This window comes from Vallitalea sediminicola, assembly GCF_054408565.1.
In genome coordinates, this window is record NZ_BTPT01000018.1 from 43016 (window position 1) to 56233 (window position 13218).

General features: G+C 28.1%; 18 protein-coding genes. All 18 read left to right on the top strand.

The window, feature by feature from the left end; genetic code table 11:
- Positions 1-12: 12 nt before the first annotated feature.
- The 18 genes from ACX6CF_RS08195 to ACX6CF_RS08280 all read left to right on the top strand — a co-directional run bounded on the left by ACX6CF_RS08195 (position 13) and on the right by ACX6CF_RS08280 (position 13164).
- Positions 13-747: an RDD family protein gene (locus ACX6CF_RS08195; RefSeq protein WP_458784833.1), complete on the top strand. Its 735-nt coding sequence runs from the start codon at positions 13-15 to the stop codon at positions 745-747.
- A gap of 62 nt (positions 748-809) precedes the next feature.
- Positions 810-1724: an arginase gene (locus ACX6CF_RS08200; RefSeq protein ID WP_458784834.1), complete on the top strand. Its 915-nt coding sequence runs from the start codon at positions 810-812 to the stop codon at positions 1722-1724.
- Between the two features lie 44 nt (positions 1725-1768).
- Positions 1769-2605: an XAC2610-related protein gene (locus ACX6CF_RS08205; protein ID WP_458784835.1), complete on the top strand. Its 837-nt coding sequence runs from the start codon at positions 1769-1771 to the stop codon at positions 2603-2605.
- Between the two features lie 66 nt (positions 2606-2671).
- The gene (locus tag ACX6CF_RS08210; protein WP_458784836.1) at positions 2672-3502 is read left to right on the top strand and encodes an HAD family hydrolase; all 831 of its coding nucleotides are present in this window, start codon (positions 2672-2674) and stop codon (positions 3500-3502) included.
- The gene (locus ACX6CF_RS08215; RefSeq protein WP_458784837.1) at positions 3487-4326 is read left to right on the top strand and encodes a P-loop NTPase family protein; all 840 of its coding nucleotides are present in this window, start codon (positions 3487-3489) and stop codon (positions 4324-4326) included. Before ACX6CF_RS08210 ends, ACX6CF_RS08215 begins: the two co-directional genes overlap by 16 nt.
- A gap of 4 nt (positions 4327-4330) precedes the next feature.
- A complete protein-coding gene (locus tag ACX6CF_RS08220) occupies positions 4331-4897 on the top strand; it encodes a hypothetical protein (RefSeq protein WP_458784838.1) in 567 nt (188 codons plus the stop codon).
- Positions 4898-4907: 10 nt separating this feature from the next.
- The gene (locus ACX6CF_RS08225) at positions 4908-5174 is read left to right on the top strand and encodes a DUF2441 domain-containing protein (protein ID WP_458784839.1); all 267 of its coding nucleotides are present in this window, start codon (positions 4908-4910) and stop codon (positions 5172-5174) included.
- 248 nt (positions 5175-5422) lie between these two features.
- Positions 5423-5983: a DUF4240 domain-containing protein gene (locus tag ACX6CF_RS08230; RefSeq protein ID WP_458784840.1), complete on the top strand. Its 561-nt coding sequence runs from the start codon at positions 5423-5425 to the stop codon at positions 5981-5983.
- A gap of 61 nt (positions 5984-6044) precedes the next feature.
- Positions 6045-6638: a GrpB family protein gene (locus ACX6CF_RS08235; RefSeq protein ID WP_458784841.1), complete on the top strand. Its 594-nt coding sequence runs from the start codon at positions 6045-6047 to the stop codon at positions 6636-6638.
- A 110-nt stretch (positions 6639-6748) separates the two neighbouring features.
- A complete protein-coding gene (locus ACX6CF_RS08240) occupies positions 6749-7261 on the top strand; it encodes a GNAT family N-acetyltransferase (RefSeq protein WP_458784842.1) in 513 nt (170 codons plus the stop codon).
- Between the two features lie 384 nt (positions 7262-7645).
- The gene (locus tag ACX6CF_RS08245; RefSeq protein ID WP_458784843.1) at positions 7646-8098 is read left to right on the top strand and encodes a hypothetical protein; all 453 of its coding nucleotides are present in this window, start codon (positions 7646-7648) and stop codon (positions 8096-8098) included.
- A 123-nt stretch (positions 8099-8221) separates the two neighbouring features.
- Positions 8222-8686 carry a VOC family protein gene (locus ACX6CF_RS08250; RefSeq protein WP_458784844.1) on the top strand — a complete coding sequence of 155 codons (465 nt, stop codon included), beginning with the start codon at positions 8222-8224 and terminating at the stop codon, positions 8684-8686.
- A 66-nt stretch (positions 8687-8752) separates the two neighbouring features.
- Positions 8753-9367 (top strand): hypothetical protein, encoded by a 615-nt coding sequence (locus ACX6CF_RS08255; protein ID WP_458784845.1) that lies wholly within the window; start codon positions 8753-8755, stop codon positions 9365-9367.
- Between the two features lie 35 nt (positions 9368-9402).
- Positions 9403-10113: a hypothetical protein gene (locus ACX6CF_RS08260; RefSeq protein ID WP_458784846.1), complete on the top strand. Its 711-nt coding sequence runs from the start codon at positions 9403-9405 to the stop codon at positions 10111-10113.
- Positions 10106-10489, top strand: coding sequence for a pentapeptide repeat-containing protein (locus tag ACX6CF_RS08265; protein ID WP_458784847.1), 384 nt, complete (start codon positions 10106-10108; stop codon positions 10487-10489). Before ACX6CF_RS08260 ends, ACX6CF_RS08265 begins: the two co-directional genes overlap by 8 nt.
- Before the next feature lie 232 nt (positions 10490-10721).
- Positions 10722-11300: a hypothetical protein gene (locus ACX6CF_RS08270; protein WP_458784848.1), complete on the top strand. Its 579-nt coding sequence runs from the start codon at positions 10722-10724 to the stop codon at positions 11298-11300.
- A gap of 132 nt (positions 11301-11432) precedes the next feature.
- Positions 11433-12617, top strand: coding sequence for a hypothetical protein (locus tag ACX6CF_RS08275; protein WP_458784849.1), 1185 nt, complete (start codon positions 11433-11435; stop codon positions 12615-12617).
- Between the two features lie 22 nt (positions 12618-12639).
- Positions 12640-13164 carry a hypothetical protein gene (locus tag ACX6CF_RS08280; RefSeq protein WP_458784850.1) on the top strand — a complete coding sequence of 175 codons (525 nt, stop codon included), beginning with the start codon at positions 12640-12642 and terminating at the stop codon, positions 13162-13164.
- The last annotated feature ends 54 nt before the right edge of the window (positions 13165-13218 follow it).

Here is a 13218-nt window from a genome sequence, read left to right on the forward strand (position 1 = left end):
TGGAGGATTGGAATGTATACAGTAGAAGGAGTACATAATGAGAGAGCTTCTTTTAAGAGAAGATTTTTAGCTTTTATGATTGATCATTTAATTATAGTATTACTGGTTTTTTTAATTGGTTTTACAGATTATGATGTTAATAATGTCTATAATAATATTGTGAAAATTATTGTCATAGCTTTCTGTTTATATTTATTAAAAGACTGTTTTAAAGGGATTAGCCTAGGAAAATTATTAATGGGGTTAAAAGTTAAGAATGTAGAAGATTTGCAAACGCCTGGTGTTATAAAGTTAATAATAAGGAATTTATTTACTTTTATCTGGCCAATTGAATTAATATGTATTATTGCAGGAAAAAGCAGAAGGAAACTAGGCGATTTGTTAACTAATACAGATGTATATTGTTTTAAGAAAAAATTAAATAAACGTGTAATAATTATTGCTGGAATTGTAGGTTTTTTCATATTTATTACTTCTTGCACACTCTTTTCTTTGATGATGATAAAAAATGATGCATCATATATTGAAGCAATTAATTATATTGAGAATTCACAAGAGATAATTGGAATTGTAGGAGATATAAAAGAATTTGATACTATACCAAATGGAGGAGTAAGCATTACAAATGGGGAAGAAAATGCACATTATATAATTTCGGTTAAGGGTTATAATGATACCATGAAGGTAAATGTTCAATTAGTTAAAGAAAGGAATAGCGAGTGGAAAGTTACTGAAATTAGTTACTAGTCAATATTGCATATAACAATTATATTAATTTAACAGAAGCATATATGGAAAGGATTTAATTAATGAAGAGAGCTTATGAAATTATAGGAGCGCCATTTGGTTTTGCTGCCAATAAAAGTGGTAGTAAAACAGCACCCGATTATTTAAGAGAGAATGGACTAAATATGAAGATTAGACAGCGAACTAATGAATTTTGGGGGTCAGATATTGAGGATTCTGGTAATGTAGAAATTGATTCCAAAATTCATCAGTTAAATAAAAGTGAGAAGAAATTAGAAGCAGTAAAATTATATTGTGAAAAACTTAATGATTGCGTCTATAAGTCTTATGTTAAAGGTAAAACACCTATTATAGTTGGTGGAGATCATTCTATTGCTGTTGGTACTGTATCTGCTACTTCCAGGTATCTTAAAGAAGCAAATGGCAAAAGTAAATTAGGACTAATATGGGTTGATGCTCATGCAGATTTGAATAATCTTGAAAATGGTAATATTCATGGGAAAAGTGTAGCCATATCTTTAGGATATGTATATCAAGATATGTTTAATTCATCTAATCTTACAGGTGCAATTGATACAGAAAATATAATGTACATAGGAATAAGAGATTTAATGCCAAATGAATATATGACTATTAAAAATGAAAATATATCGTTATATGGTATGGATAAAATTGATAAGTTGGGAATAGGAAAAGTTATAAAAGAAATAGTTAGTAGACTTGAAGAAACTACCGATGGGATATTCTTATCATTTGATATTGACGCATGTGACGGAGGAGTTTATAGAGGCTGTGCTACACCGGAAGTAGGAGGATTAACTGCACGAGAAGCTATACAGATAGTAGATTATGTATCACAGTCTAAGAAATTTATGGGCGCAGATATAGTTGAATATAGTCCAGAGGATGATATAAACGGTAATACGAATCAATTAGTAATTAAATTAATAGATACTTTAGTAGGATATCGGATGTAATAAGCAATAGATAACCTATATATTTTGTTGATAAGGAGGTAATAATGAAAAGGTATTTTGCAGTATTGTTAATTGGATTGATAATAACAAGTTGTAATTATAATAGCGTTGATTACGAAGTGTATGAACAATCTCAGAAACTTCTAAGGAAAAAGTCTGCTACAACAATCAATAAGATAGATGTAACTGAAACAAATGAGAAAGATGAAGAAATACAAAAAGAAGCGTATGAGTCGTGTGAGTTGGATATAGATATTGGTGATGAGGTTCATAAGTTACACATTGTAATGGAGGCTAAATCATTTGATATAGAAGATGATGAAATAATTAATAATAGTAATCTTATAATCACAATATATGATATAAATGATTTAACAACTCCTATACAGGTGTTGAAGAATAAAACTAATGGTACATTGTTCTTTGATAATGGGATTGTAGATGCGAATTTTGATGGATTCAATGATTTTAGTTATGTGGCGTATAGAGGTGCTAGTAACTTTAGCTCCAATTTTTTTCTTTGGAATGATGAGGAGATGAAGTTTGTTTTCTCAGAAGAACTAAGTGAGCTGTCATCACCTACAATCGATGAAGAATTGAAAGTAATATATGAATTCAATAAGAATGGGGCATCATCAAATTATACTCGTTTATACAGATTTATTGGAAACAAGTTGATTTGTTTTAGAGCGATACATATATATCCTTCTGATAAAGAAGGAATAGGAGAATTTTCAGTTCAAGAGTTGATTGAAGATGAATTAATTGAGATAATAAGTAGAGAAATAACAACAGAGAATATAGAAGAGATATATGATGAGTATGTTTTGTGGATGGATTTAAAGTATACAGGCGACAGTTCAGAGATGTCGGGAGTATAAATAGTTATATTATTTTAGTGGTGATATTAGTTAGTTGTTTACACTATGGTAAATTAGGAGGATATAATGTTTGATATTATTGTTTTAGATCTTGATGGTACATTATTAAGAAGTAATAAAACTATTTCAAAAAAGACAATAGAAATATTGAAACAGCATGAATCTAATGGGAAGAAAATTGTTATAGCGACAGCCCGTCCACCTAGAGTGGTAGATAAAATTCTACCTCCACCTTTAGCGAAGAGCATAAGGATTGTATATAATGGAGCAGAAATCTATCAGGGAAATACAAAAATACATAGTAAGTATATTTCACGAGACTCAGTAAAGAAAATCATTGATCTATCTAGTAATAGTTTTAGAAATAGTAAACTATCATTAGAGATAAATAATGAATTATATTCAAATTATAATGTTGAAGAGTATTTTGGTAAAATCCAATATAAACAAGTTGATTTTAGCTGTTTTAATCTAAAACCAGCAGCAAAGGTTTTAATAGATCTAACAGAGATAACTGATTGGGAACAATTCAGAGGTAAATTACCAGAGCAATGTACTATGGTAGTTACAGATAATAATACACTTGGACAAATTATGGATAAAGATGTTTCTAAATTGAATGCTATCAAATATATATTAAAAGATAGTAATGTTGGTCTAGATAAAGTAGTAGCTTTTGGTGATGATTTTAATGATATTGAAATTATCAAGGAATGTGGTGTAGGAGTTGCGATGGGTAATGCGGTACAAGAATTAAAGGATATTTCGGATTATGTTACAAAAACTAATGATGAAGATGGAATAGCTTTTTTTCTTGACAATGTATATCCATTAGCTAGGCAAGAGCGTTCCAGAAGGGGCTTAAAGAATGGGGGAAGGTTATGGAAACAAAATTAATTATTATTGAAGGATTGCCAGGTTCAGGTAAATCAACAATAGCACAAATAACTGATCAAATTTTAAATGAAATTGATTTAGCACATAAACTTTTTTGTGAAGGGAGTTTAGAACATCCTGCTGATTATGATGGAGTATCTTGTATGAATCGTATAGAGTTTAATGAGCTAACTATTAAGTATGAAAAATATTTAGAATTAATTAAGATGAATACTGTACAAAAAGGAGAAAGTTTTTTTATACCATATGCCAAATTAATGAATGGTGGTAAATATCCAGATGAATTACTAAATGATATAATGGAGTATGATATCTATGAATTATCACTAGATAGACATATTGAATTAATCTTGGATAAATGGACAAATTTTGTAGATAACGCTCTAGAAGATAAAAATACATATATTTTTGAATGTTGTTTTATTCAAAATCCAATAACTGTTAGCATGTTACGAGATAATAGTCCTAAGGAAACAACAATAAATTATATTAAAAGATTGGAAAAGATCATAAGTCCGTTGAAACCAATTTTATTATATGTTAATCAGAATAATATAGATGAGGCTTTTGAAAAAGTTGCTAGAGAGAGACCTTACTCATGGCTAGAAGGATTTACTTACTATTATACAAAGAGAGGATTTGGAAAAGAAAACAAAATGAATGGTGTTGAAGGTACTATTAATGTACTTAAATCAAGAAAGGTATTAGAGATGGAGATTCTAGAAGTATTGAATATGGAAAAATTTATAATAGATAATTCATTATACGACTACAATAAAACAAATAATGAAATAAGGAATATAATAAAAAAGAAATGGTGGTGATGTTATGAGAAGGAAAATAATAATGAGCGTTATTCTAATTTTGTTGATTATTATATTGGGATACAAACATTATATTAATAATTATTCTAATGAAGGTATATTTAATAATGTTACTGATAGAAATGGATATATATTAAATCAGGTACAAGAATCAGTAAAGGTAAAGCTATTTATTAAACCAGAATGGATACCATTCAATTCAGATGAAATCATAGAGATGAATGAAAAGCTTTTAGAGGTGCATAGCACAAATATTATTTTATCAAGAGTTTGGAATAGAGGGAATGATATATATTTCAGTTTTGAAACTACCTATAATATGAATTATAGTAAAGGAGAATTTTTATACAATGGTACTTTTAATGAAAATGGAACATTTTCATGGGTTAGTAAAATGGATGGAATTAAGCTTTATGATAAAAGACAAAAGATATTTGAGAAGGGTCAGCATGGAAGAGGACCAAATAGTGCCTTTGGTTTTGGCATTGAACCTGAGAGTTACAAAGATATTGAAGAAGGTTTTTATATTGATTATACTGAGTTTATATTATATAAGTATATAAAAAAGTAAAGGGAATGGATTGACACTAAATAAAGAAAATGCTGATGTTGCTATTAATTATATGGATCAAACAATTATATCCATTAGAGAAGTTATTGTTGAGATGGTAAGATTAGAAGAATTTTCAGAGTATCCATCACGGTTATCATGTTTATATGCAGCCAAAAGTTACGAAGATGTTTTGAAATGGAAAAAGATATTTGATTCGTATAATCGTAAAGTTTTACAGATTGTAAAACTTCATGTAAAAAAAACATCGAAAACAAAGTTGCTTAAGGAGACATAAAACACTAGAGGAAATTATTTGGGAATCCTTTCAAAGACACTGGAGTAGTTGTATAACTGATGATAGTGAGTTAAGGGAATAATTTACAATTTTTTGATGGAGTTGTTTATGATATAATTTTTTTGTAATATATTAATGTAGATAATATTATGAATTGAAGAACAGTCAAGCTAAGAATAGTATTTGATTTATAATAAGCAAATATTTTATATTGCTCTATAAGATAAATAATATAGGAGAAATAAATTATGAGTAGAATTTTATTGTATGTTTTGTCCTTAATATTTACTATTGTTACAAGTTGTAGTAACAAACAAGACTATGGAGATATACCCAATAATGTAGTTATGGATGAAAGTGAATTTTGGAATGTAATCTCAATGTTTGAATGGAAATTTGAAGTTGATGATGATAGAGTGCTTAATAGTGCTATTAATTATTTGTCTAAAAAATCTAACGAAGATATTTATAAATTTCATGATATACTTTCAAGATTGCTGTATGATTTAGATGGCATTGAATATGCACAGAACATTGGTCAATATTCATATAAGGATAAAAATAGTCATTTTTCGGTGGATTGGTTTCTGTATACTAGGTGTGTTGTAGTTGCCAATGGCAGAGACTATTATTATAAAATCATTAATAACCCTAAAGAAATGCCTAAGGATTTGGAATTTGAGTCGTTATTATATATTGCATATGATGCTTATGAAAAGAAAAACAATAAAGAATTTAATTATATATCAAAATATAGTTTCGAGACATTTAGCAATAAAGATAACTGGAAAACTATTTTTGAAAAGTAATCTTAAATTATGATAAGATACCAATATATATGCAAAAACTAGGAAGATCAAGGAGGTATTTATGGGAAAAGAATTAGGAGAAATGACATTGGAAGAATTATGGGAATTATTCCCTATCATTTTAAAAGAACATAATATAGATTATAAAAATTGGTATGAAATTGAAAAAGAAAGACTAATAAATTATATTGATAATAAAAATATTATACGTATAAATCATATTGGAAGTAGTGCTGTTGAAGGATTAATTGCTAAACCAACTGTGGATATCTTGTTGGAGATACATGACGATAGTAATATTGAACAGTTAATAGACACGATAATACATAATGGTTGGGTATTGATGTCATCTCAAAAAAAACCATATATGAGTATGTCATTTAATAAAGGATATACAAAAGAAGGATTTGCAGATAAAGTTTATCACTTGCATATTAGATACAATGATAATTGGAATGAATTATATTTTAGAGATTATCTTATGGAATATAAAAAAGTTGCTGATGAATATGGTAAACTAAAATTAAGATTATTAGATAAATATCAACATAATCGAGATGGATATACGGAAGCCAAATCTGACTTTATTTTAAAATACACAGAAATGGCAAAAGAAAAATATGGTGATAAATACAATCCAAGCAGACAAGTTTAATCTATACATACAATGTAATAAAATTAGTAGAAATTATATAGTTATTGGCAGCTTTTTTGCTTAATATAATATGTAGTATATTAGATTTTTTATAGGAGGGAGTAGCGCTTATGATTTGTATTAAAGGTGAAAGGATATGTATAAGGACGTATACAAGAGAAGAATATCATCGGTTTTGGAAATCATATGTTGCAGATAATGTTATGGATCCTAATCCCTATATTTATAATAAAATTAAAGTAGATAAAATGTATGATTATATTATGGAGAATGAATCAGACTATCCTAGGTTAGGCATTTTTTTTGATATAATTCCAATAGGTGAATTATCTCTAAAAAGAATTAACTCTAAAGAAAGCAAATGTGAACTAGGGATTATTCTTGCTAATGATAATTATAAAGGATTAGGATATGGAACAGAAGCAGTCAATTTGGCAATAGGCTATGTATTTAATGTCCTAAGATTGAAGTACATATATGCTGATACTATGGGTAATAACCTTAAAATGCAAAGAATACTTAAACGAGTTGGTTTTGAATTTGTAGATAAACAAGAAAACTGGTACAAGATGAATGATAGACGGGAAGATAAACTAAATTACATGCTTATAAATACCAATTGAAAATTGAGGCTAATAAGGGATGCTATATATTATTAGAAATATAAGCTAGGCAAAGTTTTTTGAAGCTGAATGAATTGATATCATATGGCAATGTTTTCATTGGTTCGGGAAGGGGTCTAAGAAATCATTGCAAAAGAACATATGTTTTGTTATGATATTCACAGTAGTATTAATAGCTAATAGCACTAAGATATTTGGAGGAACAGAAATAAACTAGGATATTCTTTCAGTAAAAGTGAATCGATAATAGTTCTAGATTTAATAATAGTTTCAGAATCAATACTGTTAAAGATATCAAAATTGTGGAGTTAGAATTATCAGAAGGAAAAAGGAGATTATTAGAAATAATAAAGAATATTTATTGATGATAGGAGGAAAAAAGAAATGGTACATATGGTTTATTGTAATGATAAAGAAAAGGTATTAGAGAAAATTATTCAGGGTACAAAAACGATGATAATCAGATCGGCGGCGGGTAGAAAAATACCTCATAGTAGAGTCTTTGAAGGTGAAAAGCTATACTTTATGAAAAATGGAACAAAAAAAATAACTGCTACAGCTAATGTGAAAAGTGTACAGAATTACGTAAAATTATCAGAAGAAGAAATAAATAATGTATTAGAAGAAAATCAAGAAAAGCTAAATTTATCTGATAAGCAAAAAGTAAGATGGCACAAGAAATGTATATGCCTAGTTGAATTTAGTAACCTACAAGAGATTGCACCATTAGAATTTGACAGACAAGGTAATATGGATGATTGGCTAATTATTGAAAAGATAGAGGATGTTATTGTAGGAACAAGTATTCCTTACAATTATAAGAAATCTAGATTTTAATATGTGATGTATTGATACGGCTATTTTATAGAAAGTATCAGTGCTAATAATAATGCGAAAACTTATATGACATAAGTGATTAGTTAATTAATTGGTTATATTTGAAAGGAGTATTCAAAAATTATGAACAATAATGATATAAAGTATATCCACACTAATATAATTGCGGATGATTGGAAGAAACTTGCTGAGTTTTACTGTAAAGTATTTAATTGCGAACCACTTTTACCAGAAAGAGATCTATCTGGTAAATGGATTGATAAATTGACGGAAATAGATGGTGTTAGAGTGACTGGTATCCATTTACGTCTTCCTGGAAGTGAAGAGGGGCCAACACTTGAGATATTTGAGTATAAGCCAGAAGACAAAAATGAAAGAAGACAATCAATTAATTGTAAGGGTTTTGCTCATATTGCATTTCATGTTGACTCAGTTGAAGAAGTGCTCGAAAATTTATTGAAGCATGGAGGATCTCAAATTGGAGAAATTGTAATGAAAACTTATGAGGGAATTGGATTACTGACTGTAGTGTATGCAAAAGACCCAGAAGGGAATTTTGTAGAAGTTCAGAATTGGTCAAAATGTTAATTCAAGAACTTTAACTAGGGAACAAGCAGTTATAATAGTTGGATGAGCCGAGGGGAGAGTTAAAAGATGAGTAAAAAAATAATCAAAGTCATACTTTTAACAATAATAGCAATAGCATTAATTTTTTATGGTATGTATAAATTCAGATACATACCAAATCATGTATCTAAAGGAAAAGTTAAGATAATACAGAAAGAATTATTTGAAGGAAATACTAAAAAAATAGGACATCAATTGAACTATTTTAGTGTAGCAGATATAGTATTAAAATATAATACAGAAAAGAAAGGGATTATATTATACTATGAGGAATGGAAAGACGGTCAAATAGTAAAAGTACATCCCTTAACAGAATTATATAATTTGAAGGAAATAACAATTACTGCTAAAGAAAATGATGATGAGAATAGCTATGAGGTTAGAACTGTTTTATATGAAGAAGATTGTTACATGAATTCATCAATTGATATTGAGAAACCCAATACAGAATTGAAATATGGGAGTAAAAAATTACAAGAAATAGTATCTGATACAGAAGATATTGGTTTATGGGGAATAATAGGACAAAATGATCAATATTACTGGAAATCAGGAGAATCAGTTATTGATATGGCAAAAAGAAGTGGATGGGCAATTATACTAAAACTTGAATTTAGTGATGAGTTTGAATATTTATCCTAATATTGATAAGTATAATTATTTGAGAGGTGGATTATTTGAAAAATAATATAAGGATGATATTATTTATAGTAATTATTGTGATAGCTTTAGTATCATGTAAGAAAACTAAAATGGAATTAAAGACAAATGAAAATGTATCAAATGAAGGTAATCAAATAGAAGTAAAGAAAATTTATACAGATGAAGGTGAGGATATTAAATTTGAAAAGCCTATAATTTATCTATATCCAAAAGAGAAAACACAAATTAGTATTAAAATTGATTATGCTGGGGAATTATTATGTACTTACCCGGATTATAGAGACGGATGGAAAGTTATAGCAGAGCCAAATGGCAGAATACATACAATAGATGGTAAAGAATATTCATATTTGTTTTGGGAAGGTAAATCAGATTATCTATGGAATATTGATGAAGGTTTTGTAGTAAAAGGATCAGAGACAGCTGAGTTCTTGCAAGAATCATTAGAAAAAATTGGATTGATTCCAAAAGAATATAATGAATTTATTGTTTATTGGTTACCAAAGATGCAAAATAATGAATATAATTTAATATATTTTGCTGGGGAAGAATATGAGGAATTAGCTAAATTATCAATTGAACCAACGCCAGATAATATAGTAAGAGTATTTATGGTATATAAAGCGCTAAACGAACCAATTGAGGTTACAGAACAAGAACTAAAGTCGTTTGAAAGAAGTGGATTTACAGTGATTGAATGGGGAGGAACAGAAATAAATGAATAGAGAGGAGTTAGTTGCAAAAAACAGATTAGGAAAAACTGTTTTCAATAATGAACATATTGAAAGTAATTTTACTAATGAAGATTTAAGTAATCTTACTTTTAACAAGTGTTGTATTGTTGGAGATTTTAGTGGTGCCAATTTAACAAATACAGTGTTTACAGAGTGTAATTTAAAAACATGTATATTTAAATATGCAAATATAAATGAAGCACAATTTTCATCTAATCTATTAGAAGCAACAGATTTTAGCTTTGTTCAATATGAAAATTTAATATTTACACAGAATTTCGCATATAGTTTGACAGTAAATCTAGATAATATTAATATACTAAAACTTAATGAAACTCTAGGGTTTAATATATATGAAGTAGAATAATATAGATGAAGTTATTTTAGATGTTAAGTTGAATGGAAATATTATAATTAAAGAATTAATACAAGCATTTTATAGAATAAGAGATAAAATTGGATACGAAAATTATATTAAAGAGTGGTTTTGTTTTCCAGATGAAGAGTTAACGACTCTTAATTTAATTTATTTAGATAGGAGATTATCATAATATACAGCGTTTGATAATAAACATAATAATTAGTTGGAGGATAAGAACATGTTGAATTTTGATGAATATATATTCAATAAAGTCAAAGATGAAATTGATTCGTGGAATGATTCATTAATAGAGGATATTTATGTGATATCTTTTTGTATTGAGAACATAAATGATGATTATAGACTTCCGACAGTAACATTAGGGTATAACACCATTAGTAATGTTAAAGAAGTTAAAGTTAGTGCTGGTGATTTTGAAGAAGCTAGATGGAATTATGCTTTTTGGTTACAAAATAGAGAGTTAGTAATTGGTGATATATACAATGAAATTAATGATGCAGACAAAGTACGTGGTTGGATAAAAGAACAAGGTTTATATTTTACAGATGAAGAAGAGAGTAAAGATTTTGATAGAATTGTTGAACTAGGTGAAAAGATTATAATAGAATTTGTTGATATAATTATAAGTGTTGTACAAAAACTTCATTCAGAAAATGTAATTAAGGATAAGTTTAAAAGAGATATACCATTAATTATACATGAGCTTGAATATTATGATGAAATTGCAGAGCAAAATATTAAAGCTAATCCAAATGATGTAATAAATGAGTTTGTAGAATGGGTTAAGAATCAGTAATGCTGTAGAGAATGATTACTTTATGTTAGTAATTGGTGTTTGATATCAGGAAATACAGTAGCAACGTAGCAAATATGGAACCGTTATGAGAAATTGATACTAGTATTAGAAATCATTAGAGGAGAAATGTTCATGAAAAGTATATTTAAGAGTTTAAGGTCATTAGTCACAGTATGTTTAGTTTTAGTTACATTACTTTTTAATTCAACGATTGTACATGCAACAAATTTATATGAGGATTATGCAGAGAAATTAAAAGAAATTGGAGTTTTTAAAGGAACAGATTCAGGCTTTGAATTAGATAGAGAGCCAAATAGAATTGAAGCTGCAATAATGTTTGTACGATTAATCGGTGCAGAACAAGAGGCTCAAAATAAAAAATATACACATCCTTTTATAGATGTGCCTGAGTGGGCTGATGATTATGTTGGATATTTGTATCATGAGAAACTTACCAATGGTACTAGTACTACAACTTATGGTTCAGATGCTATAATATCAGCACATGGATATATGACCTTTATACTAAGAGCATTAGGGTATAGTGATATATCAGGAGATTTTGCATGGGAGCAGTCTCTAGAGTTTAGTAAGAGCCAAGCGCTTTTAAATGAAGAGGATTATAACGAACTTGTCACCAATATATTTTTTAGAGATCAATTAGCAAAAATAAGTTATTTTGCATTACTGATGCCAATGAATGGTTATGAGGATGAGGTTAGCTTAATTGAAAAATTGGTGGACTCGGGTCAAATAGATGAAAATATAGCAATTAATATAGGTCTATTAAAGCCAGATTCAACTGATAATGCATTAGTCGAAGAAAAGAGACCAAATCCTAAAGAAGGTTATTCAGATTGGGATGCAAGTATACAGATATATTTTGACGAATTAGAATCATATGTTGGAACTGCAATAAAAGGAAATGGGATTAAGGATTTTAAGTTAAAAAGCAAAGAGGGTAAAGATTTCACTTTTAGTCAAGTAAGTATAATCAATTTGAATGAGGCATTAGATAGTGATGGTAACGTTTTAAGTTATATAGCTACAGAATATTTGACTAATGAAGATAGTTTAATTAAGTTAGATAATTTAGTTACAGAAGGCACAGTATCATTTTTTGATATAGTAAATGAGCTAAGTACAGATGATTTTGCTATAAAAGATTACGGTACTGCAGAAGTACCAGATAAAAACATATTTGATCAGTTAAGAAAAGTTTATTGTTATTACATAGTTGTGGTGGATAATAGTAATCAAGAAATACCAATACAAATATTTATTGAAAAATTTATAGAAAAAGAAGATTTAAGCTAAACAAGAGAAAGGGATGATGAAAATGGGTTTTAATAAGTTGTTTTGGGGTTTTATTTTTTTGTTGGATTTTAGATTAAATGGGATAGATATCCTACCAGATATTATAGGATTTGTTATGTTTTATCAAGGATTATCAATACTAGAAGAAAAGAATGAGTTTTTTGGTAAGGCAAAAAAATTGGCATTTCCTATGATTTTCTTGTCAATTTTTGATATTTATCAACCACAAATTAATGAATTAGGTAGTAATCCATTAGGTGTAGTAGGCATTTTATTAGGTATAACTTCTTTAATCCTTGGAGTAATGATGGTTTACAATATCTGTAATGGAATATCAAATGAGGCAAGACTTATAAATAATAAGGAACTTGAGTTAAAAGCTAATAACAGGTGGATATTATACTTGATTAATAATATTATCTTCATTGTAGGTATTCTCATACCAATGATAATTGGAGTATTCTTTATTGTAGTAATAATATTTTCTATAGTGACATATGGACTAATGTTAGGATTAATGAAAACAGCATCAAATACATTGGAGTAACAATTACTATTATAATAATGGGTATTATATTTGAAAGATTATATAAATGCCCCA

What these genes read in the sequence shown, in the direction of transcription:
- ACX6CF_RS08195 (WP_458784833.1), top strand. Translation starts at nt 13, where the DNA reads ATGTATACAGTAGAAGGAGTACATAATGAGAGAGCTTCTTTTAAGAGA.
- ACX6CF_RS08200 (WP_458784834.1), top strand. Translation starts at nt 810, where the DNA reads ATGAAGAGAGCTTATGAAATTATAGGAGCGCCATTTGGTTTTGCTGCC.
- ACX6CF_RS08205 (WP_458784835.1), top strand. Translation starts at nt 1,769, where the DNA reads ATGAAAAGGTATTTTGCAGTATTGTTAATTGGATTGATAATAACAAGT.
- ACX6CF_RS08210 (WP_458784836.1), top strand. Translation starts at nt 2,672, where the DNA reads ATGTTTGATATTATTGTTTTAGATCTTGATGGTACATTATTAAGAAGT.
- ACX6CF_RS08215 (WP_458784837.1), top strand. Translation starts at nt 3,487, where the DNA reads ATGGAAACAAAATTAATTATTATTGAAGGATTGCCAGGTTCAGGTAAA.
- ACX6CF_RS08220 (WP_458784838.1), top strand. Translation starts at nt 4,331, where the DNA reads ATGAGAAGGAAAATAATAATGAGCGTTATTCTAATTTTGTTGATTATT.
- ACX6CF_RS08230 (WP_458784840.1), top strand. Translation starts at nt 5,423, where the DNA reads ATGAGTAGAATTTTATTGTATGTTTTGTCCTTAATATTTACTATTGTT.
- ACX6CF_RS08235 (WP_458784841.1), top strand. Translation starts at nt 6,045, where the DNA reads ATGGGAAAAGAATTAGGAGAAATGACATTGGAAGAATTATGGGAATTA.
- ACX6CF_RS08240 (WP_458784842.1), top strand. Translation starts at nt 6,749, where the DNA reads ATGATTTGTATTAAAGGTGAAAGGATATGTATAAGGACGTATACAAGA.
- ACX6CF_RS08245 (WP_458784843.1), top strand. Translation starts at nt 7,646, where the DNA reads ATGGTACATATGGTTTATTGTAATGATAAAGAAAAGGTATTAGAGAAA.
- ACX6CF_RS08250 (WP_458784844.1), top strand. Translation starts at nt 8,222, where the DNA reads ATGAACAATAATGATATAAAGTATATCCACACTAATATAATTGCGGAT.
- ACX6CF_RS08255 (WP_458784845.1), top strand. Translation starts at nt 8,753, where the DNA reads ATGAGTAAAAAAATAATCAAAGTCATACTTTTAACAATAATAGCAATA.
- ACX6CF_RS08265 (WP_458784847.1), top strand. Translation starts at nt 10,106, where the DNA reads ATGAATAGAGAGGAGTTAGTTGCAAAAAACAGATTAGGAAAAACTGTT.
- ACX6CF_RS08270 (WP_458784848.1), top strand. Translation starts at nt 10,722, where the DNA reads ATGTTGAATTTTGATGAATATATATTCAATAAAGTCAAAGATGAAATT.
- ACX6CF_RS08275 (WP_458784849.1), top strand. Translation starts at nt 11,433, where the DNA reads ATGAAAAGTATATTTAAGAGTTTAAGGTCATTAGTCACAGTATGTTTA.
- ACX6CF_RS08280 (WP_458784850.1), top strand. Translation starts at nt 12,640, where the DNA reads ATGGGTTTTAATAAGTTGTTTTGGGGTTTTATTTTTTTGTTGGATTTT.